Annotated in this window: 29 protein-coding genes; 20 read left to right on the top strand and 9 right to left on the bottom strand. The window is 64.4% G+C overall.

Annotated elements, in window-relative coordinates:
* The first annotated feature begins 18 nt into the window (after positions 1-18).
* The 4 genes from XW59_RS19095 to XW59_RS19080 all read left to right on the top strand — a co-directional run bounded on the left by XW59_RS19095 (position 19) and on the right by XW59_RS19080 (position 2,781).
* Positions 19-798 (top strand): MetQ/NlpA family ABC transporter substrate-binding protein, encoded by a 780-nt coding sequence (locus tag XW59_RS19095; RefSeq protein WP_047147277.1) that lies wholly within the window; start codon positions 19-21, stop codon positions 796-798.
* 159 nt (positions 799-957) lie between these two features.
* On the top strand, positions 958-1,140 hold the full coding sequence (locus XW59_RS19090; protein ID WP_136068378.1) for a hypothetical protein: 183 nt from the start codon (positions 958-960) through the stop codon (positions 1,138-1,140).
* 86 nt (positions 1,141-1,226) lie between these two features.
* On the top strand, positions 1,227-1,559 hold the full coding sequence (locus XW59_RS19085; RefSeq protein ID WP_047147275.1) for a hypothetical protein: 333 nt from the start codon (positions 1,227-1,229) through the stop codon (positions 1,557-1,559).
* Between the two features lie 283 nt (positions 1,560-1,842).
* Entirely contained in the window at positions 1,843-2,781 is a 939-nt protein-coding gene (locus XW59_RS19080; RefSeq protein WP_170990187.1) for an LLM class flavin-dependent oxidoreductase, read from the top strand.
* 21 nt (positions 2,782-2,802) lie between these two features.
* Here the strand turns inward: XW59_RS19080 and XW59_RS19075 are convergent, their stop codons facing one another.
* The 3 genes from XW59_RS19075 to XW59_RS29390 form a co-directional block, all read right to left on the bottom strand.
* Positions 2,803-3,252, bottom strand: a complete 450-nt coding sequence (locus XW59_RS19075; protein WP_047147505.1) for an Rrf2 family transcriptional regulator — start codon at positions 3,250-3,252, stop codon at positions 2,803-2,805.
* Between the two features lie 150 nt (positions 3,253-3,402).
* The gene (locus XW59_RS19070; protein ID WP_047147274.1) at positions 3,403-3,642 is read right to left on the bottom strand and encodes a DUF2188 domain-containing protein; all 240 of its coding nucleotides are present in this window, start codon (positions 3,640-3,642) and stop codon (positions 3,403-3,405) included.
* A gap of 54 nt (positions 3,643-3,696) precedes the next feature.
* A complete protein-coding gene (locus tag XW59_RS29390; protein ID WP_170990186.1) occupies positions 3,697-3,873 on the bottom strand; it encodes a hypothetical protein in 177 nt (58 codons plus the stop codon).
* Positions 3,874-4,153: 280 nt separating this feature from the next.
* Here XW59_RS29390 and XW59_RS19065 point away from each other — a divergent pair, with 280 nt between their 5' ends.
* Positions 4,154-5,788 carry an AMP-binding protein gene (locus tag XW59_RS19065; RefSeq protein ID WP_047147273.1) on the top strand — a complete coding sequence of 545 codons (1,635 nt, stop codon included), beginning with the start codon at positions 4,154-4,156 and terminating at the stop codon, positions 5,786-5,788.
* Here the strand turns inward: XW59_RS19065 and XW59_RS19060 are convergent.
* Together XW59_RS19060 and XW59_RS19055 are read right to left on the bottom strand one after the other, a co-directional pair.
* On the bottom strand, positions 5,785-7,059 hold the full coding sequence (locus tag XW59_RS19060) for a GNAT family N-acetyltransferase (RefSeq protein WP_047147272.1): 1,275 nt from the start codon (positions 7,057-7,059) through the stop codon (positions 5,785-5,787). The two genes, XW59_RS19065 and XW59_RS19060, sit on opposite strands and share 4 nt — an antisense overlap.
* Positions 7,059-8,471 carry a lipopolysaccharide biosynthesis protein gene (locus XW59_RS19055; protein ID WP_047147504.1) on the bottom strand — a complete coding sequence of 471 codons (1,413 nt, stop codon included), beginning with the start codon at positions 8,469-8,471 and terminating at the stop codon, positions 7,059-7,061. The genes XW59_RS19060 and XW59_RS19055 overlap by 1 nt, the downstream gene beginning before the upstream one ends.
* A gap of 117 nt (positions 8,472-8,588) precedes the next feature.
* On the opposite strand from XW59_RS19055, the gene XW59_RS19050 reads away from it, so the two are divergent.
* Positions 8,589-9,818 (top strand): MFS transporter, encoded by a 1,230-nt coding sequence (locus XW59_RS19050; protein WP_047147271.1) that lies wholly within the window; start codon positions 8,589-8,591, stop codon positions 9,816-9,818.
* Positions 9,819-9,867: 49 nt separating this feature from the next.
* Here the strand turns inward: XW59_RS19050 and secA are convergent, their stop codons facing one another.
* Positions 9,868-12,597 (bottom strand): preprotein translocase subunit SecA, encoded by a 2,730-nt coding sequence (secA, locus tag XW59_RS19045; protein WP_047147270.1) that lies wholly within the window; start codon positions 12,595-12,597, stop codon positions 9,868-9,870.
* Positions 12,598-12,828: 231 nt separating this feature from the next.
* On the opposite strand from secA, the gene XW59_RS19040 reads away from it, so the two are divergent.
* Positions 12,829-13,722 (top strand): peptidylprolyl isomerase, encoded by an 894-nt coding sequence (locus tag XW59_RS19040; RefSeq protein WP_047147269.1) that lies wholly within the window; start codon positions 12,829-12,831, stop codon positions 13,720-13,722.
* 28 nt (positions 13,723-13,750) lie between these two features.
* Here XW59_RS19040 and XW59_RS19035 read toward each other — a convergent pair whose 3' ends face one another.
* Complete coding sequence (locus tag XW59_RS19035; protein WP_047147268.1) at positions 13,751-14,356, bottom strand: TetR/AcrR family transcriptional regulator; 606 nt, start codon at positions 14,354-14,356, stop codon at positions 13,751-13,753.
* Between the two features lie 97 nt (positions 14,357-14,453).
* On the opposite strand from XW59_RS19035, the gene XW59_RS19030 reads away from it, so the two are divergent.
* The 6 genes from XW59_RS19030 (at position 14,454) to XW59_RS19005 (ending at position 17,906) form a co-directional block, all read left to right on the top strand.
* Positions 14,454-14,702: a hypothetical protein gene (locus XW59_RS19030; RefSeq protein WP_047147267.1), complete on the top strand. Its 249-nt coding sequence runs from the start codon at positions 14,454-14,456 to the stop codon at positions 14,700-14,702.
* Between the two features lie 92 nt (positions 14,703-14,794).
* The gene (gene argJ, locus XW59_RS19025; protein WP_047147266.1) at positions 14,795-16,036 is read left to right on the top strand and encodes a bifunctional glutamate N-acetyltransferase/amino-acid acetyltransferase ArgJ; all 1,242 of its coding nucleotides are present in this window, start codon (positions 14,795-14,797) and stop codon (positions 16,034-16,036) included.
* 4 nt (positions 16,037-16,040) lie between these two features.
* A complete protein-coding gene (locus XW59_RS19020) occupies positions 16,041-16,832 on the top strand; it encodes a GNAT family N-acetyltransferase (RefSeq protein ID WP_246666147.1) in 792 nt (263 codons plus the stop codon).
* Positions 16,829-17,245, top strand: coding sequence for an 8-oxo-dGTP diphosphatase MutT (mutT, locus tag XW59_RS19015; protein WP_047147265.1), 417 nt, complete (start codon positions 16,829-16,831; stop codon positions 17,243-17,245). The genes XW59_RS19020 and mutT overlap by 4 nt, the downstream gene beginning before the upstream one ends.
* A gap of 89 nt (positions 17,246-17,334) precedes the next feature.
* Entirely contained in the window at positions 17,335-17,646 is a 312-nt protein-coding gene (locus XW59_RS19010) for a hypothetical protein (RefSeq protein WP_047147264.1), read from the top strand.
* Positions 17,647-17,735: 89 nt separating this feature from the next.
* Positions 17,736-17,906, top strand: coding sequence for a Flp family type IVb pilin (locus XW59_RS19005; protein WP_136068376.1), 171 nt, complete (start codon positions 17,736-17,738; stop codon positions 17,904-17,906).
* A 6-nt stretch (positions 17,907-17,912) separates the two neighbouring features.
* Here XW59_RS19005 and XW59_RS19000 read toward each other — a convergent pair whose 3' ends face one another.
* Positions 17,913-18,776, bottom strand: coding sequence for a methyltransferase domain-containing protein (locus tag XW59_RS19000; RefSeq protein WP_047147262.1), 864 nt, complete (start codon positions 18,774-18,776; stop codon positions 17,913-17,915).
* A 77-nt stretch (positions 18,777-18,853) separates the two neighbouring features.
* Here XW59_RS19000 and XW59_RS18995 point away from each other — a divergent pair, with 77 nt between their 5' ends.
* The 4 genes from XW59_RS18995 to XW59_RS18980 are packed head-to-tail and all read left to right on the top strand — an operon-like array spanning position 18,854 to position 21,219.
* Entirely contained in the window at positions 18,854-19,639 is a 786-nt protein-coding gene (locus XW59_RS18995; RefSeq protein WP_047147502.1) for a ComF family protein, read from the top strand.
* A gap of 33 nt (positions 19,640-19,672) precedes the next feature.
* Positions 19,673-19,936, top strand: coding sequence for a glutaredoxin 3 (gene grxC, locus XW59_RS18990; protein WP_047147501.1), 264 nt, complete (start codon positions 19,673-19,675; stop codon positions 19,934-19,936).
* A 9-nt stretch (positions 19,937-19,945) separates the two neighbouring features.
* Positions 19,946-20,797: a carbon-nitrogen hydrolase family protein gene (locus XW59_RS18985; RefSeq protein WP_047147261.1), complete on the top strand. Its 852-nt coding sequence runs from the start codon at positions 19,946-19,948 to the stop codon at positions 20,795-20,797.
* Positions 20,794-21,219 (top strand): DUF1178 family protein, encoded by a 426-nt coding sequence (locus tag XW59_RS18980; RefSeq protein WP_047147260.1) that lies wholly within the window; start codon positions 20,794-20,796, stop codon positions 21,217-21,219. Before XW59_RS18985 ends, XW59_RS18980 begins: the two co-directional genes overlap by 4 nt.
* A gap of 18 nt (positions 21,220-21,237) precedes the next feature.
* Here XW59_RS18980 and ubiG read toward each other — a convergent pair whose 3' ends face one another.
* On the bottom strand, positions 21,238-21,999 hold the full coding sequence (gene ubiG / locus XW59_RS18975; RefSeq protein ID WP_047147259.1) for a bifunctional 2-polyprenyl-6-hydroxyphenol methylase/3-demethylubiquinol 3-O-methyltransferase UbiG: 762 nt from the start codon (positions 21,997-21,999) through the stop codon (positions 21,238-21,240).
* Positions 22,000-22,177: 178 nt separating this feature from the next.
* Here ubiG and XW59_RS18970 point away from each other — a divergent pair, with 178 nt between their 5' ends.
* The 3 genes from XW59_RS18970 (at position 22,178) to XW59_RS18960 (ending at position 25,270) form a co-directional block, all read left to right on the top strand.
* Positions 22,178-23,104 (top strand): ABC transporter ATP-binding protein, encoded by a 927-nt coding sequence (locus XW59_RS18970; protein WP_047147500.1) that lies wholly within the window; start codon positions 22,178-22,180, stop codon positions 23,102-23,104.
* Positions 23,101-23,862, top strand: coding sequence for an ABC transporter permease (locus tag XW59_RS18965; RefSeq protein WP_047147258.1), 762 nt, complete (start codon positions 23,101-23,103; stop codon positions 23,860-23,862). The genes XW59_RS18970 and XW59_RS18965 overlap by 4 nt, the downstream gene beginning before the upstream one ends.
* A 154-nt stretch (positions 23,863-24,016) precedes the next feature.
* On the top strand, positions 24,017-25,270 hold the full coding sequence (locus XW59_RS18960) for an aspartate kinase (protein ID WP_047147257.1): 1,254 nt from the start codon (positions 24,017-24,019) through the stop codon (positions 25,268-25,270).
* The last annotated feature ends 48 nt before the right edge of the window (positions 25,271-25,318 follow it).

Here is a 25,318-nt window from a genome sequence, read left to right as displayed (position 1 = left end):
CCAAACGGAGACACCCGCATGCTTACGAAAATCGCACTCGCAGCCTCCCTGGCGCTGACGCTGGTCGCCGGCACGGCGTCGGCTGAAACGGTGAAAATCGGCGTCACGCCCGGCCCGCACGCGCAGATCCTGGAAAAGGTGAAGGAACTCGCGGCCACCGACGGGCTCGATATCGAAATCCTCGAATTCTCCGACTACGTCGTGCCCAACCAGGCGCTCAACGACGGCGAGCTCCAGGCGAATTCGTTCCAGCACAAGCCCTATCTCGACAACCAGGTGGCTGATCGCGGCTTCGACCTCGTCGATGTCGGTCTCACCGTCAATTTCCCGATGGGCATCTATTCGAAGAAGGTGAAGAGCTTCGACGAATTGCCAGAAGGCGCCACGATCGCCATTCCCAACGATCCGACCAATGGCGGCCGCGCGCTGCTGATCCTGGCGGACAAGGGCTACATCAAGCTCGACGAGGCGAAGGGGCTTAAGGTCGGGCCGGCCGACGTGACGGAAAACCCGAAGAAGTTCAGCTTCATCGAGCTGGACGCGGCCCAGCTTCCGCGCTCGCTGGACGATACCGACGCATCGGCGGTCAACACCAACTATGCGATCGAAGCCGGCCTCGAACCGTCGGACGCGATCCTCAGGGAAGGGGAGAAGGCTCCCTACGTCAACCTCATCGCCGTGCGCTCCGCCGACAAGGACGCGCCATGGGTGACGAAGCTTCTGAAGGCTTATCACAATGACGAAGTGAAGCGCTTCGTCGACGAGACCTTCAAGGGCTCGGTCGTCACCGCCTGGTAATATCTTCCCGAAGGGAAGGACGGCCTCGCCCTTCCCTTTTTTCAACAGCGTTACTCTACCATTTTGGTAGACATTGTTGACAGGTTCGAATTTCGGGCCATAATCAGACTTCGAAATGCCGATCCGCCGACCCCCATTCGTTTGACGAGGAAGGTGACGATGATGATGCAGACATTTCTCAGCTGGGTTCGCCCAGCCCCATTCGTCTCCCACTCTTTCGAGGAGGAGACCTTCGAAAACGAGCGGAACGAGGCGAAGCCCGCCGCAACCCAGGAGCGGGAATTTCGCGAGGAAAGAGACGAAAGCTTCTACTGGGGCTGGTGCATGCACAGCCACTGGTAGGGCCCGCCCGCCGCACCCCACGACGACTTCCGAAAGATTATCGGGTTCCGAAGAACCGTGTTTGACCTGATTCGAGGAGAACGGCCATGACACGCATCCTTCCCGCTCTTTACGAGGGACATGCACCGATCCATCTCCATGAAGCGTTTTCCAGCGCCCTCGACGCCTATGAGGAATGGGGGCTGGGGGTGGATGAACCGACAGTACGTTTCGAGGACAGGGACGTGCCGATCAGCTCCGTGTTCGGACGCATGCGCACCTGTTTCGATATCTTGCCCTCGCGCCTCATGGACGCCGTTGCCGAGTTGACCGGCGAGCGCGGTTCCCATCTCGAGCGCCAGGACCAGCCGACCTTCGCCGACGCGGCGCTCGTGCTGCGGGCGATGTGCGTCGAGCGGCTGCGAGACGAAGCAGCCTGAAAAATCTTCACCCAATCACGATCGACCGAGTTCGGAGGATCAGATGAGTTATGTCCAATTTGCGCAACGATTTCGCCGGGACGGCGGGCGGACAGGAACTGCCTCGCTGGCCCGCTCCGCCAGGATGTCCCTGGCCTATGTCGTGTTCGCGCTTTCCCTCAGCTTTGCCGCTGCGGTGGTCCTCGGGCTCATCCCGTGACGACCGCCACTGCTTTCGACGCCGAACATTCTGAACGAGGAGGATATTCAAATGTCCGTCGAGTTCGCATTTGTCGCAGGGTCCATGTCTTCGAATAGCGAAGGAGCGTCGTTCTTCTTCGATCCGGCAAAATCCACCGCCACACTTGCCCAGGTGGAGAGCGCGGGGTTCCACAGCATCGTCATCGACGAGTTCGCGGGACTTCTCACCAATTTCGATCTCGCCGCGAGCATGTCGTCGGTCTCCTCTCTGCGGATCGTCATGACGCATTGGGCGGGCGTGGTCGCGCCGACCGTCGCGGCCAAGCAGCTTGCATGGCTCGATGCGACGAGCGGCGGCCGGCTCGCGCTGCGCATGCTGGTCGATGGCGGCATCGAAGGCGGCGAGACGGCCGCCGGGCACGTCGCCGCATGGCAGCAGACGGACGAGTATCTCGTGCTCCTGAAAAGACTGTGGTCGAACGAGGAGCCCTTCGACCACGAGGGACCGTTCTACAGCATCCGCGGCGGCTTCGTGCCTCACAAGAGCCTGCGGGGTTTCGAAATTCCGATCCGTATGGGCGGCCTTTCGGGAACGGCGCTGAAGGTCGCCGCCCGGCATGCCGACATATTCGAGCTCGCTCCCGGGTCGCCCGCGGAGGTGCATGGTCTGATTGCGAGGGTGCGGGCCGCGGCGGTCGAATACGGCCGGGCGGAGAAGATCAGATTCGCATTGCCGGTGCGCTTCACGCAAAGGCAGCGCCATGGCGCGGCGGGCACGGCGATCGCCACCGAGGCGGTGCAACTGCCCGGCCTTTCGCCGCAGGCCGCCGTCTCCATGCTCGCCTATGCGGAGGCGGGCGTCGAGGAATTCATGATCGTCGACAGATGGGGGCCCGAGCAGATCGAGAGGTTCGGACGCGAGGTGGCGCCGCTGGTGAAGAACTCGCTAAGACGTAAGGAAGATCACGCCCTCCCGCCGGTGTCGCTGCTGTCGGGCTGGCGACTGGGATATGTGCCGGGCGCGCCGTCCAATTCCCGCTGAAAGCCGTTGCCGTGGCGGTTCTCAGCTTGCCTGGGCGTGATATTTCTCGCGCTCGCCACGGGTCGAGTCCCGCATCTCGGCGAGGCTGCGGTTGTCCAGGACCTCGGCGATCGCGTGGCGCACTTCGAGCATCATGCGGTGGACCTGGCAGGTGGCCTCGTCGCAATCCTTGCATGGTTCGTAGCGCGTCTGGCTGACGCAGGCGATCGGCGCCAGCGGACCGTCGAGCACGCGCACGACCTGGCCGATCGTGATGTCCTCCGACGGTCGGGCGAGGCGATAGCCGCCCTCCTTGCCTTTCCGGCTCTGGACGAAGCCCGCATTGCGCAGCTCCACGAGGATGGCGTCGAGAAACTTCTTGGGAATGTTGTTGCTGGTGGCGATGTCGTTGACGAAGGCGAGCTGCCCCGGAGGCAGGTGCGCCAGATGCACCAGCGCCTTGAGGCCGTACTTGCCTTTTCTCGTGAGCATTCCGCGAATGCCGTCCTGACGTGCGGCCGACGATGCCGCTGGTTGGCGCGCCTTGCGGAGCAAGTCCCCGGCCTCGCCGAGCGCGTATGGATACTGAATTCCAGTAGGACGATATAAAATCAGGAAAATGTTGATTTTTGGTTCGTTGGCTCAGTCGTCGACTTCGGTTTCCGGGCGATCGCTGCCGGAAGAGGATTCGATGTGCCACTTTCCGGATTCGTCTTCATATTCGATCGGGCCCGATTCGCCCGGCGCCTTTTGCTCGGCGGCGGCGATCCTCGCTGCTCTCAAGGCGTCGTCGTGGCTGGCGAAGGTCTCCGAGAACACTCCGTCGACCTTGTAGGCCCAGCCGCCGTCATGCTCGACTATTTCATAGACTACCCGCGCCATTTTCGGCCTCCTTCAGATCAATGCATTATAGTCAGAAGGCGCGGCCGGACTCCATCATTCAATCCGGTGCGAAGATCCGATAGGTTCGCCGCGGGAATCGCGCGGCTCTTCCTCGATCCTGACCACGTCCTCGAGCCTGACCTGCTCGAAGCCGAGCGTGCGGCTCAGGCCTTCCACCACGTCCTCGGCGTGATCGTCGATGGAGAAGCCTTCCTCAATCTGCATAGTCACAGATACGGTAATCCGGATTCTGCTTTGCATGCCATCCCCCCAGATGAACATCGAGCGACGCTAATCTGCACGAAGAATGCGCACAGTAAAGAGGCAAGTGGCCCTGTTGCCCAACAATGATGCGTGCGCCGGCGGGGTCGCACGATCGCGACGATGCCGATCCGGTCGCGCGCTCTGGAAAAATCGCCGAGCATTGACGATAACGCGCCCGCGCCTGTATCTGAAAGGGTTCCCGCGGCGGTCTGTCGCTGGACGAAGCGGAGGGAGCGCGCGGTTTTCGATGCTGGAGCGGCGGGACACATACGAGGCGCTCTACCGCGATTTTCGCTGGCATATCCCGACGCAATTCAACATCGGCACCGCTGTTTCCGATCACTGGGCAGCGCGGGAGCCGGACAGGATCGCGCTGATCGACCATCGGGAGCAGGGGGAGCCGGCGCTTCTCAGCTATGGTGAGCTCTCCGCCCGCTCGAACGCTTTGGCCAACGCCTTGCGCGCATTGGGCGTCGGTCGCGGCGACCGGGTGGCGCTGCTTCTGCCGCAATGTTTCGAAACCGCGATCGCCCATGTGGCGATCTACAAGCTCGGCGCGATCGCGGTGCCGCTGGCATTGCTCTTCGGCGTCGAGGCGCTGGAATACCGCCTGCAGACGGCGGGCGTGAAGGCGGTCGTCACAAACGGGGCCGGCAACGCCAAGCTGAAGCCGATCAGGTCACGGCTCACGGCGCTCGAGACCGTCGTGTCGATCGACGGTGCGGACCGTGACGCGGTGGATTTCTGGAAGCTCGTCGCGGACGGTCCCGGGCATTTCGAAGTCGAGGCGACCGGTCCCGACGATCCGGCGATGATGATCTTCACCTCCGGCACGACGGGGCCGCCCAAGGGCGCGCTTCATGGTCACCGCGTCCTCCTCGGCCATCTGCCGGGCGTGCAGATGCCGCATGAATTCCTGCCGCAGCCGGGCGATCGCCTGTGGACGCCGGCCGACTGGGCCTGGGCGGGCGGGCTCCTGAACGTGCTGCTGCCGGGGCTCTATTTCGGCGTGCCGGTGGTCTCCGGGCGTTTCGAACGGTTCGACCCGGATGCAGCACTCGCGCTGATGGAGAAGATGGAGGTTCGCAATGCCTTCATTCCGCCGACGGCGCTGCGGATGCTGAAATCCGCCGGCGGCGTCGCGGGCCGCCACAAGCTCGAGCTGCGCACCATAGGCTCCGGCGGCGAGGCGCTCGGCAGGGAGACCTACGACTGGGCGCAGGCCGAGCTCGGCCTGACCATCAACGAGTTCTACGGCCAGACCGAATGCAATCTGGTGCTTTCCTCCTGCGCGGCGCTCGGCGTCAGCCGGAGCGGGGCGATCGGACGGCCGGTGCCCGGCCACCGGGTGGCGATCGTCGACGGGGAAGGGCTTGAGCTGCCCTCCGGAGAGGCCGGACAGATCGCGGTGAAGCGGCCGGACCCGGTCATGTTCCTTGAATATTGGCAAAACCCCGAGGCGACCGCGAAGAAATTCGTCGGTGACTGGATGACCACGGGTGACCAGGGTATCGCGGACGAGGACGGCTACATCCATTTCTTCGGGCGTGACGACGACGTCATCACCTCGGCGGGCTACCGCATCGGTCCGGGCGAGATCGAGGATTGCCTGACCGGCCATCCGTCGGTGGCGCTGGCAGCCGCCGTCGGCAAGCCGCACCCGGTGCGGACGGAGATCGTCAAGGCCTACATCGTGCTGAAGGACGGCGTCGAGCCGAACGAGGCGCTGGCGAGCGAGATCAGCCTGTGGGTGCGCGAGCGGCTTTCGGCGCATGAATATCCGCGCGAGGTCGAGTTCGTCGATTCGATGCCGCTGACGACCACGGGCAAGGTGATCAGGCGGATTTTCCGCGACAGGGCGCGGCGGGAGACCGGGCTCTAGCCGGTGCCGCGAAGTCGTTTGCGCAACTGGCGCGCCATGTTGCGTGTTTCCTCGTAGAGGTGAATCTGCACCGCCGCCTGCTGCGTCGCGCGGTCGGCGTCGGGCGTCAGCCCGACCACGAAGGTGCAGAACGTGCGGCGCTCGCTCCAAAGCCGGCTCATCACCGGGTGATCCGGGATCGCACAGGAATCGGTGGCGTCGATGTTCGGGTCTTCCAGATGCGTCTTCGTCGTCTCGACCATCAGTAGGGTTCCCGGCGAGAAGGCGGCGTAGTCCTCGTCATAGGCCGTCTTCCACGTATAGGCGACGCCCGCCTCCACGAAGACCACCAGCACGGCGATGGTCCTGCCGTCGAGGATGAGCGAATGGACGCGGCAGAGGTCCTGTTCCGCCATCCGGTGCGCGGCCTCGCGCACGAAGGCGGCGTGATAGCGGTCGATGGCCATCGCTGTCCGCTTTCGGCCTTTCCAGCCGGACGTCTCGAGCGCGAGAAAATCCTCGATGCCGAGCCTGATCTCCTCCGGCTGGCGGGCGATGCGGTATTCGAGCGCGCCGAGATCGGCCAATCTGCGCTTCTGCCGGCGAAATTCGCGGAAATGATGCGGACGCAGCGCGGCCTTCAGATAGTCGTCGCCGGCAAGCTCGCTTTCCAGGAACGGCCGTGCGGCCTCGCCGGTCACGGTCAGCGGCAGGTTGCGGCTGGCGGCCAGCGAGCGCAGCATGCCTGCGAAGGAGCCGTCCACGCGCACGTCCGGCATGACGAAGACCTTCGGCAGTTTCAGGTGAGGACGGGCGAGCATGCCGAAGAAGTCCTCGATCACGTCGGCCGGGTCGTCGCGATCGACGAGCGGCGTTCCGAGCGGGCCGAACGGGTTCGACCATGCGCGCATCACCGTCACGCCGAGCGGAACGGCGGGTTTCTCGATCGAGAACGGCAGGAGCAGGCGCAGCCGGCTGCGGAAATCGTCCTCATCGCGGATCACGGCCAGATGCACTTCGCGGTCCTCCAGTCGCGGCATTGCGGGCGCCAGGAAGCGTGGATTGAAGAAGATGTTGGGTTCGATCGAGCGCGCGCAGAGGAAATCCAGTTCCTCGACAAGGTCGAAACCCGCCGAGGCGGGATAGATCGCGAGCCTGCGCGGCGGTCGCGCCGTTTCGATGGCCTCGACGAAGGACGGCGGGATCGAACTGGCGGAATAATCCGCAAACCGGCCGATCATCGCGCCGGCCGGGCTTCCGCTCAACTCTTCAAGGATCGGAACGGCCGCCATCAGCTGACCCTCGCTGCCTGGGAGATCGGGATGAAGACCAGCATGACGATGCCGAGGCGGCGCCAGACGACGAACGAAAGCATGGCCGCCTCGCATGCTATCGCGAAGGCGGTCGAAATCGCGGCGCCCCAAAGGCCCAGCGGCGGGATCAGCAGAAGGTTGAGCACGACGTTGATCGCCAGCGTGACGCCGTAGATCGCCGCGCAGATGTTCTGGTTGCCGCTCATGGTGAGCAGGCTTTCGGCCGGCCCCACCGAAGCGCGCGCGACGACGCCCGCCACCAGCACGAAGAGGACCGGATAGGCCGCGTCGAAGCCGGGCCCGAACAGCATCAGTATCGGCTTACCGAGAAGGAGCACGATCGCGCCCATGGCAAGTGACGGCCAGAAGGTCCATGCCGCCGTCTCCCTGGCGAAGGCCCCGAGCTTGCCGCGGTCGGAGCCGTGCGCGTAATGCGCATAGCGCTGGGCGACGCCCGCCTTGACGGCGAAATAGACGAAATGGACGAGCGCCAGCGTCTTGACCGTGGCGAAGTAGATCGCGACGTCGGTCGGCGGCAGGAAATAGCCCACCATCAGCACGTCGGCGTTGGTGAGCATGAAGAAGAAGCCTTCGACCAGGAAGATCGGCAGGGAGACCACGATCCACTCCCGGCCGTGCAGGCGCAACGGTGTGTCGGCAACCTCGCGCGCGGTGCGCGGCATGATTGTCAGCGCCTGGAAAACGGTGGTCGCCAGGGTGGCGAGGATCGCCGCGACGATCGCCGTTTCTGCGCTCGGCGCGTAGCCCGCCGCCAGAGCGGCGACCATGAAGGCCAGGATGAGGATCGGCCGCATCAGGTAGATGGGCGAAAGCGCGGTGATCGCCCAGGAATTGGCGCGCGCGGTGCCCTCGAGCACGTCGGAAACGGCCATCATCGGCAGGCAGACGATGCCGAGGTAGAACGGGACGACGTAGTAGCTCTCGATCGCTTCGGAAAACGCCCATACGCCCGCGATGCCGAGGAGGGCGAAGAGGGTGGATGTGACGAGCACGAAGCCCTTGCTCGCGGCCATGATGCCGCGTAACTCGGCAAGCTGGCCCTTGGCCCGGTACTCGGGAATGTAGCGCACGATCGAGGTGTGGAAGCCGAGGCAGGACAGATTGCCGACGATGAGCATCGTCGTCCAGACGAGGACGAAGATGCCGTACTCGAAGCCTCCCATCCAGCGCGCCAGGAGAACCTGGCTGACGAAGGCGATGACGGCACTGACGATGCGGATCGCGAAGGCGACGAGCGAGGTGCGGGTCGCTTCTCCCCGGTCGCCGCCCTGCAGCAGAATCGCATCCAAACGGTCGAAAAGCGGACGCGTGCGCGCGGCAATCTGCTCGGGCAAGAGCCGGTCGGCCGTCGCGGCGGCGGAAAAGCGCACGAAATACACTCCGTTTCCCGTTTCTGGGCCAAGAAGCCATAGCGGTTACAGCTTAAGAAACGGTGTGGCGGTCCGGCGAAGGGCGGCCCGAGCACCACGGCGGGGCGGATGACAGGGATGCCAGTGCGAACCAAGAGCCAGCTTTCCGTCGGCGTGGTGCTCGGCGTCACTCAAACCATCGGCTACGGCTCGCTCTACTACGCCTACGGCGTGCTCACCCGGCAGATGGCGGACGATACCGGCTATTCGCTGACCGCGATCTACGGATTTTTCTCTTTGGCGCTGCTTGCCAGCGGCGTGGCCGCACCCTTCGCCGGCCGGGCGATGGACAGGTTCAACGCGGCCCGCGTGATGGCGCTGGGGTCGCTCGTCTCCGGGGCGCTGCTTGCGATCTGGGCGCTGGCGCCGGGGAAGTTCGCCTTCGCCATCTTTGTCGTGCTTTCGCAGATGGTTTCGGTGCTGGTTCTCTACGAGGCGGCGTTCGTGGTCGCCGCGCGGCTGGCGCCGGGCAATGCGCGGCGCGTCATCACCGGCATCACGCTGATCGCAGGCTTCGCCTCCACGATCTTCTGGCCTTTGACGACATGGCTGTCGGACTTCCTGACGTGGCGGGAAATCTATCTCTGCTATGCGGGGTTGAACATCCTCGTCTGCGCGCCGCTCCATCTTTGGCTTCAGGCGGGCGGGAGGAGGATCGCGGTTGCGCGGGGAAATGGTTCGGTTGCCGGCGAGCGCAAGGCCGCGGCACTTTCGGACGAACGTCTGGAGCGCAAGGTCTTCCTCCTGCTCCTCGCCGCGTTCTCGGCCAACGCCTATGTGATTTCGGCGGTGCACCTGCATCTCATAGGCCTTCTCGGCGCGCTCGGCCTCGGCGCCTCGGCGGCGCTCGTGGGCGCGCTCATCGGACCGTCGCAGGTGCTGGGCCGCATCGTCGAGTTCACCGCCGGGGAGCGCCTGAGCATTACCAGCGTCGCGATCGCTTCGACAGCCGCCTTGCCTGTCGGGCTGGCGATGCTGATGGCGGGCGCCGGCTATCTGCCCGCGGCGCTCGGCTTCGCCGTCGTGTTCGGGCTGGGACAGGGGCTTTCATATATCGTGCGCGGCGTGCTGCCGCTCCACGTCTTCGGAGCGGAAGGTTACGGAGCGCTGATGGGGAAATTCAACGCGGCGCGGCTCTTCGTGTCGGCGGGCGCGCCGATGATCACGGCCGTCTTCTTCGAGCGGGCGGGAGCTTTTGCGGCGCTGGCGACGATCATGCTCGTGGCGCTCGCCGGCGTCGCCAGCCTCGCCGTGGTGCCACCTCTTCTAAGGGAGGGAAAGAGCGCCGGCGGCGCATCGTCATCCTGACGCGGGGAGAAGAAAGGCGGGCGCTCGCAGCTACCCGCCCGTCCTTACCTCAGGCGAAGGTACCGTGGCAGTGCTTGTACTTCTTGCCGGAGCCGCAAGGGCAGGCTTCGTTGCGGCCGACCTTGCCCCATGTGGCGGGATCGTTGGGATCGCGCTGCTCGGCGGGCACGACGCGGCTGTCGGCATGGGCGACGGCAAGCGCCGTGTCGCCGCCGAAATCGTCCTCGCCGGTCGAGGCGTCGATATGCTGGCCGTGCGTCACCGGGGCCTGCGGCGGCGGCGCTTCGGCCGCCTCGCGCACCAGTTCGACGCGCATGAGCTGCGCCGTGACCGCCTGGCGCAGATTGGTCAGCATTGCCTGGAAGAGCTCGAAGGCCTCCGTCTTGTACTCGTTCAGCGGGTCGCGCTGCGCGTAGCCGCGGAAGCCGACGACCGAGCGCAGATGATCGAGATTGACCAGATGCTCGCGCCAGAGATGGTCCAGCGTCTGCAGAACCACCGATTTTTCGACATAGGCCATGATGTCCGGCCCGAAACGCTCGGCCCGGTCCTTGGCGGCGGCATCGGCCGCCTGCATCAGACGCTCGCGGATATGCTCCTCGTCGATGCCTTCCTCGTTCGCCCATTCCTCGACGGGCAGGTCGAGGTTCAACTGGGTGCTGACGCCTTCCTGCAGCCCTGCCATATCCCACTGCTCGGCATAGGCCTTTTCGGGAATGTGCTTGGCGACGAGGTCCTCGATGACGTCCTCGCGCATCTCGGTGACCGTGTCGGTGAGGCTTTCGCCATCCATCAGCTCCAGACGCTGCTCGAAGACGACCTTGCGCTGGTCGTTCATCACGTCATCATACTTCAGGAGGTTCTTACGGATGTCGAAGTTGCGGGCCTCGACCTTGGTCTGCGCCTTTTCGAGCGCCTTGTTGATCCAGGGATGGATGATGGCCTCGTCTTCCTTGAGGCCGAGCTTCTGCAGCATCGAATCCATCCGGTCGGAACCGAAGATGCGCATGAGGTCGTCCTGCAGCGACAGGAAGAATTTCGAACGGCCGGGATCGCCCTGGCGCCCGGAGCGGCCACGAAGCTGATTGTCGATGCGGCGGCTTTCGTGGCGTTCGGTCGCCAGCACGTAGAGGCCGCCGGCGGCAAGCGCCTGCTCCTTGAGCCTCCCGACGTCTTCGCGGATCGCCTGTTCCTTCGCCTCCCGCTCGGGGCCGGCGGGAATCTCCGCCAGTTCGTGCGCGATGCGCATGTCGGCATTGCCGCCGAGCTGGATGTCGGTGCCGCGGCCGGCCATGTTGGTGGCGATGGTGATGGCGCCGGGCTTGCCGGCCTGGGCGACGATCTGCGCCTCGCGCTCGTGGTGGCGGGCATTGAGGATCTCGAAGCCGGCGATGCCGTCCTTGCGCAGCCGCTCGGCCAGAAGCTCTGACTTCTCGATCGAGGTCGTGCCGACCAGGATCGGCTGACCCTTGGCGTGGGCTTCCTTGATCTCGCGAGCGATCGCCTTGTATTTTTCCTCGACGGTCCGGTAGACCTCGTCGTCCTCGTCGATGCGCGCGACCGGCAGGTTGGTCGGGATTTCCGACACTTCCAGGCCGTAGATGTTGCCGAATTCCTCCGCCTCGGTCAGCGCCGTGCCGGTCATGCCGGCGAGCTTGTCGTACATGCGGAAATAGTTCTGGAAGGTGATGGAGGCCAGCGTCTGGTTCTCCGGGTGGATCGTCACCTTCTCCTTTGCCTCGAGCGCCTGGTGGAGGCCTTCCGAGAAGCGGCGGCCGGGCATCATGCGCCCGGTGAACTCGTCGATGATGACGACCTCGCCGTCGCGGACGATGTAGTCCTTGTCGCGCTGGAACAGGCGGTGCGCCTTCAGCGCGTTGTTGATGTGATGGACGATCGCGACGTTTTCGATGTCGTAGAGCGAGTCGCCCTTCAGCATGCCGGCCGCGCGAAGCAGGTTCTCGACCTTCTCCGTGCCTTCCTCGGTGAAGGTGGCGGTGCGCTGCTTCTCGTCGATCTCGTAGTCCGCCGGCTCGAGCTGCGGAATGAAGGCATCGATCGACTGGTAGAGCTCGGAACGGTCGTCGAGCGGGCCGGAAATGATCAGCGGGGTGCGCGCCTCGTCGATCAGGATCGAGTCGACCTCGTCGACGATCGCGAAATTGTGGCCGCGCTGGACCATCTGGGCGCGGTCATACTTCATGTTGTCGCGCAGATAGTCGAAGCCGAGTTCGTTGTTGGTGGCGTAGGTGATGTCGCAATTATAGGCGGCCTTGCGCTCCTCGTCCGAAAGGCCGTGAACGATGATGCCGGTCGTCAGGCCGAGGAAGCCGTAGACGCGGCTCATCCATTCGGCGTCGCGCTTGGCCAGGTAGTCGTTGACCGTGACGACATGGACGCCCTTGCCGGTCAGCGCGTTGAGATAGACGGGAAGCGTGGCGACCAGGGTCTTGCCCTCGCCGGTGCGCATCTCCGAGATCGCGCCATTGTGCAGCACCATGCCGCCGATGAGCTGGACGTCGAACGGGCGCAGGCCGAGCGCGCGCTTGGCTGCCTCGCGCACGGTGGCGAAGGCGGGAATCAGGAGGTCGTCCAGCGAGGCACCTTCGGCGAGCTGCTTGCGGAATTCATCGGTTCGCGCCTGCAGCGCCTCGTTCGAAAGGACTTCGAGTTCCTTTTCCAGGGCGTTTATCGCCTCCGCGCGGGGACGGAAGCCTTTTATTCGCCTGTCGTTGGAGGAACCGAAAATCTTGCGGGCTAGCGAGCCTAGGCTGACCATCGAGGGTCCTTTCAGAATGGATCACCGGCAATGCCGCCGGCCCACACGGGATTCAAGCGGTCCGGTAGCAAGAAGAGCGCCCGGAAATGTATTCTGGACGCCAAGTCGAAGGACAGATAAGAGGGGGCACCAACGATGTCAACGTTGCAGGCTTCGGACCGCGTGCGCGGAATTTCGCCACATTTAAGCTGGTTTGAAGGAGCCCAGACCCCTCACCGGAGACAATTATCGATGCCCCATTCGTCCCGCCGCCTGCCGATCGTCCGTATTGGCGCGGCCGTTGCAATGATCGCCCTTGGAAGTGTCCACGCCTTCGCGCAGGAAGACAAGGTTCTCGCCAACGTAAACGGCAAGCCGGTGACCGAAGCCGAGCTCCAACTGGCCATGGCCGATCTCGGCCAGCAGTTCGCGCAGTTGCCGGAAGAACAGCGCCGCGCCGCCGCGCTTTCGGCGCTGATCGAGATCAGGCTTCTTTCGGAGGAGGCCGAGAAGAAGGGCCTCGCCGACGAGACCGAGTTCAAGCAGCGCATGGAACTCCTGCGCCAGCGCGCCCTGCACAGCGCCTTTATCGAAAAGGACATCGCCTCGCAGGTGACGGACGAGGCCGTGCGCGCCCGCTACGATCAGGAGATCGCGGCGGTCGAGCCCGAGAACGAAATCCACGCGCGCCATATCCTGGTGAAAACCAAGGAGGAAGCCGACGCCGTGATCAAGCAGCTCGACGAGGGCGGCGACTTCGAAGCGATCGCCAAAGAGAAGTCGACCGACGGCGCGGCCGCCCAGGGCGGCGATCTGGGCTATTTCGGCTCGGGCCAGATGGTTCCGGATTTCGAGAAGGCGGCCTTCGCGCTCGAGGTCGGCGCCCATTCCAAGGAGCCGGTCCAGACCCAGTTCGGCTGGCACGTCATCAAGGTCGAGGACAAGCGTCCCAAGACGCCGCCGTCCTTCGAGCAGGTGAGCCCGCAATTGCGTTCGCTGCTCCTGCGCGAGAAATATTTCGAGACGGTCAAGACCATGCGCGACGGCGCGGAGGTGGAGATCACCGATCCCGCTCTGAAGACCGCCGTCGAGCAGATCGACAATGCCGAGGGTGCGGCGGAAGGCGAAGAGCCGCAGGCCGAATAGTCATCGCATATTGCCGGCCGGCTTGGTCTCACTCGGGAACGGGCCGGCGGGCGGCGCCATTGACGATGATCCCGATCGCGGCGCGAAGTGCATCGTCGCCCTCATCCAGCCGCCCGGTCAGAAGGTGCGACCAGGCGTAGGAGGCGACGAGGTCGGCCACCACCTCGGGATCGACCTCCGCCCCGACCTCGCCCCTTTCCCTCGCCCGCGAGATCATGCGCGCGGTGTGAATGCGTCGCTCCCTGGCATAGTCGGCGAGCGCGGCGGCGGCGGTATCGTCGGTCTGGGCTTCCGCTATGAAGGAGCGGAAGACGTTGCCGGCCGGCGTCTCGCGCCAGTTGCGGAAAAGGCTTCTGAGGAAGCGCAGCAGATCCTCCTCGAGCGAGCCGGTGTCGGGGCTTTCGACATCGCGTTTCTGCCGGTGGTAGACGTCCAGCAGCAAGGCGGCCTTGCTCGGCCACCATCGGTAGATCGTCGGCTTGCCTGCCCGTGCCCGGCGCGCGACCGCCTCTATCGAAAAGCCGCGATAGCCTTCCTCCAGGAGCAGGCCTTCGGCGGCCTCGCGGATGGCCTCCGCGCTCTTGGGATTTCTCTTGGCGCCGATCGAGCGGCGGGTTTCCTCTTCGGTCGTCATGCGGATCCTCCTTCCACAACATAGCAACCCCGTTGACAAAACGAAACGGCCCGTTTTATATATCGAAACGTTCCGTTTCGATACAGGAGGACATTCGATGTCCGTTTCGTCGTCCGTGCCAGCGCGGTCCGCCACTTTCTCTCGCCCGCGATTTGCCTTTCTGGTCGCGCTCGGCGTCTATCCGCTCATCACCGGCCTGCTCTACCTGATCTTTCCGCTGACCGACGGATGGATGCTCTGGCAGAGGACGCTGGTCATCGTTCCCGTCATGGTGTCGATCATGGTCTGGGGGCTGATCCCCGGCGTCCAGAAGTACTTTCGAGCCTTCATCAACCCCGAAGGATAGGCGATGGCAGGGCGGCGGCGCTGCAAAACGCCTTGCGCCGCCGAAACATATGGGGCAAACGATGCCATTCTCATCTTGCCCTTCGAGTTGACATGTCCGACGCCGTTTCGCCGCTCGCTCCCAAGTCCTTTCCGAAGATGCCGCCGATCGCCGGCGTGCGCATCGCGACCGCGGAAGCAGGAATAAAGTACAAGGGGCGAACGGATCTCCTGGTCATGGTGTTCGACGAGGGCACCACCGCGGCCGGTGTCTTCACCCGTTCCAAATGTCCTTCCGCGCCGGTCGATTTCTGCCGCAAGAATCTTGCCGGTGGCAAGGCGCGCGTGCTCGTCGTCAATTCCGGCAACGCCAATGCCTTCACCGGCAAGCGCGGCCGCGAGACGACGGCGATGACGGGGGAAGCCGCCGCGAAGGCGGTCGGATGCCAGGCTGGCGAAGTGTTCCTCGCCTCCACCGGCGTGATCGGCGAGCCGCTCGACGCCGGCCGCTTCTCGCATCTGCTGGCCGGCATGACGACTGAGGCAGTGCCGGGCCGCTGGCCGGAAGCGGGCAAGGCCATCATGACGACCGACACCTATCCGAAATACCTCACCGCCAAGGTACGGCTCGGCGACGCCGAGGTCACGATCAACGGTATCGCCAAGGGCGCCGGCATGATCGCGCCGGACATGGCCACCATGCTGTCCTTCGTGGCGACCGACGCGCCGATCGAGGCGGCGGCGCTGCAGGATCTGCTTTCCAGGGGCGTCGGCAAGACCTTCAATTCGGTGACGGTGGACAGCGACACCTCGACCAGCGACACGCTGATGCTGTTCGCCACGGGTGCCGCGGAGAAAGCCGGCGCCCCGCGCATCACCGATCCGAAGGATCCGCGCCTGGCTGGCTTCCGCCGTGCGCTCAACCGCATGCTGAAGTCGCTCGCGCTCCAGGTGGTGCGCGACGGCGAGGGTGCGCGCAAGCAGGTCGAGGTGACGGTCACCGGCGCGAAATCCTCGCGTTCGGCCAAACGCGTGGCGCTGTCGATCGCGAATTCGCCGCTGGTGAAGACGGCCGTCGCGGGCGAGGACGCCAATTGGGGGCGTGTGGTGATGGCCGTGGGCAAAGCCGGCGAGCCCGCCGACCGCGACCTCCTGTCGATCTGGTTCGGCGACATACGGGTCGCGCGCGAGGGCGAACGCGATCCCGGCTATTCGGAAGCCGACACGTCGGCCTATATGAAGCGGGACGATATCCGCATCACGGTCGATCTCGGCCTCGGGCGAGGCAAGGCGACGGTCTGGACTTGCGATCTGACCAAAGAGTATGTCGCGATAAACGGCGATTACCGGAGCTGAGCGCGTGACGACAATCGAAGGCGACGGCCCGGCGCGCGACCTTGCAAGCGTCCGGCGTTTCGAAGCCGCCGGCTTTCGTGCCTGGCCGGCCGCCTCCGTGCATTATGACGGGGCCTGGTCCGTCCGCCTGACCGCCAGCCATCCCGCCAAGCGCCTCAATTCGGTAAATCCGCTCGATCCCAGCGACAGCGCAAACCTCAAGGAGCGCATCGCCCGCGCCGGGCGGCGGTTCGCGGCCTATGGCAGGCCGCTGACCTTTCGCATCTCGCCGCTCGCCGGCACCGCGATAGCCGACTATCTCGACGAGCACGGATGGAGCAGATTTTCCGAATCGCTCGTCATGCGGACGGCGCTCGACGAAGCGACCCTCGGCGGCGCGATGCACCAGATTCCGCTTCAGGACATGGGACGTTTCATCAGCGCGGCAATCAGCATCCGCAGCCTGGATCCGAGCCTGCGGCCGGGCCTGTCGGAGGTGATCAGCTCGATCCAGCCCGAGGCCGGCCTGTTCGTGCTGGAGCAGGACGGCCGCCCCGTCTCCACCACCATTTGCGTTCATGACGGCGACCTGGCGGGTCTGTTCGAAGTGGCGACCGACCAGTCGGAGCGCGGGAAGGGGTACGGCAGGCGCACGCTGCTTTCGGCGATGAAATGGGCGCATGGGCGCGGCGCCGCCACCGCATGGCTGCAGGTGGAGGCCGACAACGAGGTCGCGATCGGGCTCTACAAGTCGATGGGTTTCGAGGAACTCTACCGCTACCATTATCGTCAGCCTCCCGAAGGAGCGACGCCGTGAACGAGGCGCCGGGACGCAAGCTTCTCCTCGTCGCGGCCTGCGCGCTCGTCGATGCCGACGGGCGCGTGCTTCTCTCGCAGCGCCCGGAGGGCAAGTCCATGGCCGGGCTGTGGGAGTTTCCCGGCGGCAAGGTCGAGGAGGGCGAGACGCCCGAAGAGACGGTCGTGCGCGAGCTGCACGAGGAACTCGGCATCGAGACCAAGGTGGCGTGCCTGGCGCCGCTGACCTTCGCCAGTCATTCCTACGAGACGTTCCATCTGCTGATGCCGCTCTATGTCTGCCGCCGTTTCTGGGGCATACCGCAGCCTCTCGAAGGCCAGACGCTCAAATGGGTGCGGCCGGCCAAGATGCGCGACTATCCGATGCCGCCGGCGGACGAGCCGCTGATACCGTTCCTGATCGACCTGCTCTGAACGCGATCATTAATCGAACATTTATCCAATCGTGAAAGCTTTAGGCGAATGCTCCGGCAAGCGGAGCCGATTCGGGCGAGGGCTTTTCAATGTCGTTTCGGAGCGACTGGGACAGGCAGACCGGCGGTTGGCGTCTTGGCGGCGCCGGCATGAGCGTGCTGCGGGTGACCCTGTTGTTCGGCTCCGCCGCGGTCGCGCTGGCCCTGATCCTCACGCCGCTCGCGGAAAGCCAGGCACGCCGCGTGGCGCAGACGGGAACGCCGGTGGGCGTGGACATGATGTCGACAGGCTCGATCGGGCAGCGTGGGAGTTCCTACACCGTGCGCCGCAGCGTCCTGCAGCCGACGCCGAATTCCATCTGCATCATCCGCGATGATGGCACCCGCAGCGGCGATTGTTGAGGCAATTGCCGGCACGGGCGTTAACCTTTTCGGCAGCAGTTCGATGCTAGCTTCGGCGAGCTTGCGGATCGATTATGGGTGAAACCCGAATGCTGAGGAAATTTCTCCACGACGAGAATGGCACGACGGCAATCGAGTACGCGCTCATCGCCATGGTCCTATCGCTGGCGATTATCGGCGGTGTCGGACAGTCCGCAGATGCGATGGCGTATCTGTTCGGCGACAATTCCAGCCGGCTGAACCAGGCGCTGAACCGATAGCCGCCTCTATTTCTCGCTGCCGAGGATCTTTGCAAGCGAAACCGTCGCGCTGCCCGGCTTTAGTGGCTTTTGCTGCGAGGCATGCGGCGCCCAGCCCGACAGCCATATGGTGGCGAACGTTGCGCGTATCCGGCCATCCGGGTCGGAAAAGCGCTCGGCGTAGATTTCCGCCGCACGCATGAAGAGGCGCCTGGTAGCCGGTTTGCGGCTGCGCGCGGTGAGGCTGTTCGTGGCGCCCATGGCGCGCAGGTCGCGCATCAGGGCGAACATGTTGTCGTAGCGGACGACGACCTCCTCCAGATCGGCGACAGGCAGGGCGAAACCCGCCCTTTGCAGGAGCGCGCCGACATCGCGGACATCGGCGAAGGGCGCGACGCGGGGGCTTGCCCCGCCGACAAGCTCGGTTTCCGCCTCGAGCAGGCTCTCACGAAGCTCGGCCAGCGTGCCGGCGCCCATCATGCAGCCGAGGAAGAGCCCGTCGGGCCGCAGCGCCCGCCTTATCTGGACGAGCATGCCCGGAACGTCGTTCATCTCCTGGAGTGCATAGAGCGAAACGGCGAGGTCGAGGCTTTCCGGATCGAGCGGCACTGTCTCCGGTTCGGCGCGGATGCCGCTTTCGCGCAGGAAAGCCATGTCGCTCTCCACGCGCTCCACCGTCTCGACCTTCCCGGAGGAGCGGATCGCGGCTGGTGCCGCGTCGGTAAGCGAAAAGAGCACTGCCGCGCGCGGAAACTTCCGCTCGACGCTGTCCAGCCGATCGGCGAAATCCTCGGCCGCCCGATTCAACAGGAAGTCGGCGTCCGGCTCTGCCTGGTTCAGCGCACGGCGCTTGCGCGCGATCGCCAGTTGCGTATCGAAGATCGGTTCCATCCGCCGTCCTGTCCTGCTTCCCTCAGATGGCGCGAAGGCCTTTCCATCTGATATGGTGGCTTCGGGTGGGATTTCTCGTGGCCGATCGTGTCCAGGAGTTCAAGAGGTTGGGTGTCGCAGCGCTGGAATTTTCGGCGCGGCTCCTGTTTCCGCCGGTATGCGCGGGCTGTCGGCGCCAGGTTAGCGAGCCGGGAACGGTTTGCGGCGCGTGCTGGCCGAAGCTGCGATTTCTTGAAAAGCCGTGGTGCGAGGTCATGGGGACGCCGTTCTCCCATGAGATGGGAGATGGCTTCCTTTCCGCGCAGGCGATCGCCGATCCGCCGCCCTTTGCCCGTGCCCGCGCCGCCGTCGCCTATGAAGGGGTGGCACGCCAGATGGTGCAGAACCTGAAATTCAGCGATCGCACCGAACTTGCGCCCTGGATGGCGAGGTGGATGCTGCGTTCCGGCCGCGAGCTCATCGCCGATGCACAGGTGGTGGTGCCGGTGCCGTTGCATCGCCGGCGTTTCCTGATGCGCCGGTTCAACCAGTCGGCGGAGCTTGCGCGTGTGATCGCCAGGCTCTCCGAACTGCCGTTCGAGCCCGACGTCATCGCCCGGGTGAAGGTGACGAGGCAGCAGGTGGGATTGGCGGCAAGGGAGCGGGTCGACAACGTGCGCGGCGCCTTCCGCGTGCCGGAGGCGGGCGAGATGAGAATACGCGGTCGCCGCGTCCTTCTCGTCGACGACGTCTACACCACCGGCGCGACCGTTTCCGCCGTCACCAAGGCGCTGAAGCGTGGCGGGGCCTCGGCCGTCGACGTCCTCACATTCGCACGGGTTCTGCCTGGGGACTTCCGGCCCGACGAAGCAGAGACTATATGAGGCGGGTAATCATTTGCTTGGATGCCGATATCGATGGCCGATGTAACGATCTATACGCGCATTATGTGCGGCTATTGCGCCGCCGCCAAACGCCTGCTCGACGGGAAGGGCGTAACCTACACCGAACACGACGCGAGCTTCTCGCCCGAACTCAGGCAGGAGATGATCGCGAGGGCTCACGGGCGCTCGACCTTCCCGCAGATATTCGTCGGCGACGTGCATGTGGGCGGCTCGGACGATCTCCATGCGCTGGACGCCGCCGGCAAGCTCGACGCACTGCTGGCCAACGGAAACTGAGAACAGACGATGAGCACTTTCAAGGCAGCCGCCCTGCAGATGCGCTCGGGCATGGACCCGGCCCGCAATGCCGACGATTTCGAGGCGCTCGTGCGCGAGGCCGTGTCGGGCGGAGCGATATACGTCCAGTCGCCGGAGATGACCGGCGCGCTGATGCGCGACAAGGCCTCGCTCAAAGCGATCCTCAAATCCGACGCGGATGATCCGATCGCGGAGCGCGCCTCGAGCCTCGCGCGCGAGCTCGGCATCCATGTCCATGTCGGCTCCACCGCGATCGCGCGTGCCGACGGCAAGGTCGCCAATCGCGGCTTCATCTTCGATCCGAAGGGCGAGCGCGTAGCGGTCTACGATAAGATCCACATGTTCGACGTCGATCTCGACAATGGCGAGAGCTGGCGTGAATCGGCCACCTACGAACCGGGAAAGGTCAGCACGGTCGTGGATCTGCCCTTTGCGCCACTCGGCATGGCGGTTTGCTACGACCTGCGCTTCCCGCAGCTCTTCCGCGCCCAGGCGCTTGCCGGCGCGCGCGTGCTGACGGTTCCGGCCGCCTTCACCCGACAGACCGGCGAGGCGCATTGGCACGTGCTCCTGCGCGCCCGTGCCATCGAGAACGGCGCCTATGTGATCGCCGCCGCGCAGGGCGGCAAGCACGAGGACGGGCGCGAGACCTTCGGCCACTCCATGATCGTCGACCCGTGGGGTCGCATCGTCGCCGAGGCCGATCATGACGAGCCCGGCGTGGTGATGGCCGAGATCGATGTCGAGGCATCCGCCGCTGCCCGGCAGAAGATACCGAACCTCAAGAACGCGCGCGACTTCGAGGTCGAAATCGGCGCCGAGCGCAGGAAGGCGTCATGATCCGCTTCTCGCTTTGCTGCGACAACGACCACGATTTCGACGGCTGGTTCCGCGACGGCGACGATTTCGACAAGCAGAAGAAGCGCGGACTGGTGTCATGTCCGGTCTGCCATTCGGCAAAGGTCGAAAAGGCGCTGATGGCGCCGGCGGTGTCGACGACGCGCAAGCAGGAAAAGATCGCGCTCGCGATGGGCGAGGCCCAGCGCAACGCCATGGCGCAGCTTCGCGAGCTTTCGGAGAAGCTCAGGCAGAACGCCGACTATGTCGGCGACAAATTCGCCGACGAAGCACGCAAGATCCATTTCGGCGAGGCCGATGCGCGCGGCATCTATGGCGAGGCGACGCCCGAGGAAGCCAAAGCGCTTGCCGAAGACGGGGTGGAGTTCATGCCGCTCCCCGTGTTTCCGGACGATCACAATTAGCTTGAGCGGCCCGGCCGGTCAGGCTTCGGCGCGGCTGCCGGTCTTCTCCGCCAGAACCATGTAGTTGACGTCGATATCCTTCGACTTGCCCCAACGGTCGGTGATGGGATTGTAGGTGACGCCGGTGCGGTCGACGACCGACATGCCGGATTTCAGAAGCGCGGCCTCGAGCTCTTCCGGGCGTACGAGCTTGCCGTATTGATGGGTGCCGCGCGGCAGCCAGCGCAGTACATATTCCGCGCCGACGATCGCCAGGCCGAGCGCCTTGAGAGTGCGGTTGATGGTCGCCACGAACATGATGCCATCCGGCTTGACCATTTCCGCGCACTTGCCGATGAACAGGTCGATGTCGGAGACGTGCTCGACCACTTCCATGTTCAGGACGACGTCGAACTTCTCGCCGGCGTCGGCCAGCGCCTCGGCGGTCGTCGCGCGATAGTCGATGTTGACGCCGCTTTCGGCCGCATGGAGCTTGGCGACCTCGATATTGGTTTCAGACGCATCCGCGCCGACCACGGTAGCCCCCAGCCTCGCCATCGGCTCGCACAAAAGACCGCCACCGCAGCCGATGTCGAGGAAGCGCAACCCCTCGAACGGCCTGGCCGCGCGCGGATCCCGGCCGAACCGGGCCGCCACCGAATCACGGATATAGGCAAGCCGCACCGGGTTGAACTTGTGAAGCGGACGGAATTTTCCGTTCGGATTCCACCATTCCTGCGCCATTGCGGAGAAGCGCTCGACTTCCTGATCGTCGATGGTGGTTCGGCGGGGTTCTGGCATGAGGGTCTCCTTCGAGGCAATGAAGTCGGGCGGACTGCCTCGAATGTCAAGCCGGGACAATGAGCGTTGCTCCTGACGCGACATGTCAGGAACAGCCTCGGCAGCGGGGCGGGCGGATTGCATGGCGCGGAAAGCGGCCTATATGCGATCGCATCACCTTCCCGCCACGAAAGCCCTCATGCAGCCCGCTGTCTCCATTTCCCACCTGTCGAAGACCTATGCTTCCGGCTTCACGGCCCTCAAGGACGTCAATCTCGATGTCCGCAAGGGTGAAATTTTCGCGCTTCTCGGGCCGAACGGCGCGGGCAAGACCACGCTGATCGGCATCGTCTGCGGCACGGTCAACCCGTCGAGCGGCGAGGTCCGGGTCGACGGGCACGACATTCTGCGCGATTACCGCAAGACACGCTCGATTATCGGCCTGGTGCCGCAGGAAGTCTCGATCGATGCCTTCGAGACGGTCTGGGCGACCGTCTCCTTCAGCCGGGGACTGTTCGGCCGATCCGCCGATCCGGCGCATATCGAGAAGATTCTGCGCTCGCTTTCCCTCTGGGACAAGAAGGACGAGAAGGTGATGAGCCTCTCGGGCGGCATGAAGCGTCGCGTCATGATCGCCAAGGCACTGTCGCATGAGCCGGAAATCCTGTTTCTCGACGAGCCGACGGCCGGTGTCGATGTCGAGTTGCGCCGGGACATGTGGGAACTGGTGCGCTCGCTGCGCGAGACCGGCGTCACCGTCATCCTGACGACTCACTATATCGAGGAGGCAGAGGAGATGGCCGATCGCATCGGCATCATCTCCAGGGGCGAGATCATACTGGTAGAGGACAAGACGACATTGATGCGCAACCTCGGCAAGAAGCGGCTCACGATCGAGCTGCTCGAGCCAGTTGCGGCCATACCGGAGACCTTGGCGCCCTTCGGCCTGCAACTGGAAGAGGGCGGGCGCAAGCTCGTCTATTCCTACGAGACGCATGGCGAACGCACGGGAATAACCGTCCTGCTGGCGGAACTGAGCCGCGCGGGGCTGCGCTTCCGCGACCTGGAGACGAAGCAAAGCTCGCTCGAGGACATCTTCGTCGATCTGGTGAGGGAGCGGGCATGAATTTCCACGCGATCAAGGCCATCTACGTCTTCGAGATGGCGCGCAGCTTCCGCACGATCCTCCAGAGCATCGTCTCGCCGGTCATCTCGACCGCGCTTTATTTCGTCGTCTTCGGCGCGGCGATCGGATCGCGCATCGAGGCCATCGACGGCGTCAGCTACGGTGCCTTCATCGTGCCCGGCTTGATCATGATGTCGCTGCTGACGCTTTCGATCTCGAACGCGTCCTTCGGCATCTACTTTCCCAAATTCACCGGGACGATCTACGAAATCCTGTCGGCGCCTGTCTCCTACGCCGAGATCGTGACCGCCTATGTGGGCGCGGCGGCGACGAAATCCGTCATGATCGGGGTGGTGATCCTCGCCACCGCCGCGTTTTTCGTGGACCTGCAGATCCAGCATCCGCTGATGATGGTGCTCTTCCTGATCCTGACCTCGGTCTCGTTCAGTCTTTTCGGCTTCATCATCGGCATATGGGCAGACGGTTTCGAGAAGCTGCAGATCATTCCGCTGCTGATCGTCATGCCGCTCGCTTTCCTTGGCGGCACCTTCTATTCGATCGACATGCTGCCGCCGGTCTGGCAGACGATCTCGCTCGCCAACCCGGTCGTCTACCTCGTTTCCGGCTTTCGCTGGAGCTTCATAGGCACGTCCGACGTGAGCGTGACCATGAGCCTGGTTATGACTCTCGTCTTTCTGGCGATCTGCCTCGCCATCACGGCCTGGATATTCAAAACCGGCTACAAGCTGAAGAAGTAGGAAACGACCGATAGCCGCGCCCGCGCAACCTTGCGCGGCGCGGGCGTTTTCGCTATGGAACCGGCGACTTCGCGCCTCGGATCGCCGGGGCGCTTTCGTTTGACATCGCCGGGCGGGAATTGCCCGGCTTCAATGCAAGGACATTCGGCCGATCATGGCGCGCATCGTGATGAAATTCGGCGGGACCTCCGTCGCTGACATCAGCCGCATCCGCAACGTGGCGCGCCATGTCAAACGCGAGGTCGACGCCGGCCACGAGGTCGCCGTCGTGGTCTCCGCCATGGCGGGCAAGACCAACGAGCTGGTCGGTTGGACGCGCGAATTGTCGCCGATGCACGATGCGCGCGAATACGACACCGTGGTGGCGGCCGGCGAGCAGATCACGTCGGGCCTGCTCGCCATCGCCCTCCAGGCCATCGGCGTCGACGCGCGCTCCTGGCAGGGCTGGCAGATACCGATCCAGACGGATAATGCGCACGGCGCCGCCCGCATCCAGGAAATCGACGGCTCGGACCTGATCGAGCGCTTCAAGCGCGGCCAGGTCGCTGTCATATCAGGCTTCCAGGGCATCGGCCCCGACAACCGCATCGCCACGCTTGGCCGCGGCGGCTCCGACACCAGCGCCGTCGCGATCGCCGCCGGGGTGAAGGCCGACCGCTGCGACATCTACACCGATGTCGACGGCGTCTACACCACCGATCCGCGCATCGAGCCCAAGGCGCGGCGCCTTTCGCGCATTTCCTTCGAGGAAATGCTTGAAATGGCTTCGCTTGGCGCCAAAGTGCTCCAGGTCAGATCGGTCGAGCTTGCAATGGTGCACAGGGTGCGCACTTTCGTGCGATCCTCCTTCGAAGATCCTGACGCTCCGGGCATGGGCGATTTCGACAACCCGCCCGGGACGCTTATTTGCGACGAGGACGAAATCGTGGAACAGCAGGTCGTAACGGGCATCGCCTACGCGAAGGACGAAGCGCAGATTTCCCTGCGCCGCGTCGCCGACCGTCCGGGCGTGGCGGCGGGCATTTTCGGGCCCCTTGCGGAGGCCAACATCAATGTCGACATGATCGTCCAGAACATTTCCGAGGACGGCGCCTTCACCGACATGACGTTCACGGTGCCGTCGGGCGACGTCGACAAGGCGCTCGCCGTGCTCAACCAGGTCAAGCAGACGGTCGGCTTCGATGCGGTCCAGCACGACGACGGCATGTCGAAGGTTTCCGTCATCGGAATAGGAATGCGCAGCCATGCCGGTGTCGCGGCAACGGCTTTCAGGGCCCTGTCCGAAAAGGGCATAAACATCCGCGCGATCACGACTTCGGAGATCAAGATTTCCATTTTGATCGATGGCCCTTATACCGAACTTGCGGTTCGGACTTTGCATTCCGTCTACGGTCTGGATAAGCAATAGACAGTAGAATCGCGATCACCGTCGCGGACGGCGGCCCGAATCGGGGCC

The sequence above is a fragment of the Aquamicrobium sp. LC103 genome, assembly GCF_001014615.2.
Taxonomy (GTDB): domain Bacteria; phylum Pseudomonadota; class Alphaproteobacteria; order Rhizobiales; family Rhizobiaceae; genus LBCQ02.
The sequence above is the reverse complement of the archived record's forward strand: the minus strand, read 5'-3'. Positions and strand labels throughout refer to the sequence as shown.

Coding starts and splice junctions, on each gene's coding strand:
- XW59_RS19090 (WP_136068378.1), top strand. CDS start 958: ATGATGATGCAGACATTTCTCAGCTGGGTTCGCCCAGCCCCATTCGTC.
- XW59_RS19050 (WP_047147271.1), top strand. CDS start 8,589: ATGCCAGTGCGAACCAAGAGCCAGCTTTCCGTCGGCGTGGTGCTCGGC.
- XW59_RS18965 (WP_047147258.1), top strand. CDS start 23,101: ATGAATTTCCACGCGATCAAGGCCATCTACGTCTTCGAGATGGCGCGC.
- XW59_RS19030 (WP_047147267.1), top strand. CDS start 14,454: ATGTCCGTTTCGTCGTCCGTGCCAGCGCGGTCCGCCACTTTCTCTCGC.
- XW59_RS19010 (WP_047147264.1), top strand. CDS start 17,335: ATGTCGTTTCGGAGCGACTGGGACAGGCAGACCGGCGGTTGGCGTCTT.
- grxC (WP_047147501.1), top strand. CDS start 19,673: ATGGCCGATGTAACGATCTATACGCGCATTATGTGCGGCTATTGCGCC.
- XW59_RS19085 (WP_047147275.1), top strand. CDS start 1,227: ATGACACGCATCCTTCCCGCTCTTTACGAGGGACATGCACCGATCCAT.
- argJ (WP_047147266.1), top strand. CDS start 14,795: ATGTCCGACGCCGTTTCGCCGCTCGCTCCCAAGTCCTTTCCGAAGATG.
- XW59_RS18985 (WP_047147261.1), top strand. CDS start 19,946: ATGAGCACTTTCAAGGCAGCCGCCCTGCAGATGCGCTCGGGCATGGAC.
- XW59_RS19005 (WP_136068376.1), top strand. CDS start 17,736: ATGCTGAGGAAATTTCTCCACGACGAGAATGGCACGACGGCAATCGAG.
- ubiG (WP_047147259.1), bottom strand. CDS start 21,999: ATGCCAGAACCCCGCCGAACCACCATCGACGATCAGGAAGTCGAGCGC.
- XW59_RS18960 (WP_047147257.1), top strand. CDS start 24,017: ATGGCGCGCATCGTGATGAAATTCGGCGGGACCTCCGTCGCTGACATC.
- XW59_RS18980 (WP_047147260.1), top strand. CDS start 20,794: ATGATCCGCTTCTCGCTTTGCTGCGACAACGACCACGATTTCGACGGC.
- XW59_RS18970 (WP_047147500.1), top strand. CDS start 22,178: ATGCAGCCCGCTGTCTCCATTTCCCACCTGTCGAAGACCTATGCTTCC.
- XW59_RS19070 (WP_047147274.1), bottom strand. CDS start 3,642: ATGGCGCGGGTAGTCTATGAAATAGTCGAGCATGACGGCGGCTGGGCC.
- XW59_RS19065 (WP_047147273.1), top strand. CDS start 4,154: ATGCTGGAGCGGCGGGACACATACGAGGCGCTCTACCGCGATTTTCGC.
- XW59_RS19095 (WP_047147277.1), top strand. CDS start 19: ATGCTTACGAAAATCGCACTCGCAGCCTCCCTGGCGCTGACGCTGGTC.
- XW59_RS19080 (WP_170990187.1), top strand. CDS start 1,843: ATGTCTTCGAATAGCGAAGGAGCGTCGTTCTTCTTCGATCCGGCAAAA.
- XW59_RS19075 (WP_047147505.1), bottom strand. CDS start 3,252: ATGCTCACGAGAAAAGGCAAGTACGGCCTCAAGGCGCTGGTGCATCTG.
- secA (WP_047147270.1), bottom strand. CDS start 12,597: ATGGTCAGCCTAGGCTCGCTAGCCCGCAAGATTTTCGGTTCCTCCAAC.
- XW59_RS19060 (WP_047147272.1), bottom strand. CDS start 7,059: ATGGCGGCCGTTCCGATCCTTGAAGAGTTGAGCGGAAGCCCGGCCGGC.
- XW59_RS19040 (WP_047147269.1), top strand. CDS start 12,829: ATGCCCCATTCGTCCCGCCGCCTGCCGATCGTCCGTATTGGCGCGGCC.
- XW59_RS19035 (WP_047147268.1), bottom strand. CDS start 14,356: ATGACGACCGAAGAGGAAACCCGCCGCTCGATCGGCGCCAAGAGAAAT.
- XW59_RS19000 (WP_047147262.1), bottom strand. CDS start 18,776: ATGGAACCGATCTTCGATACGCAACTGGCGATCGCGCGCAAGCGCCGT.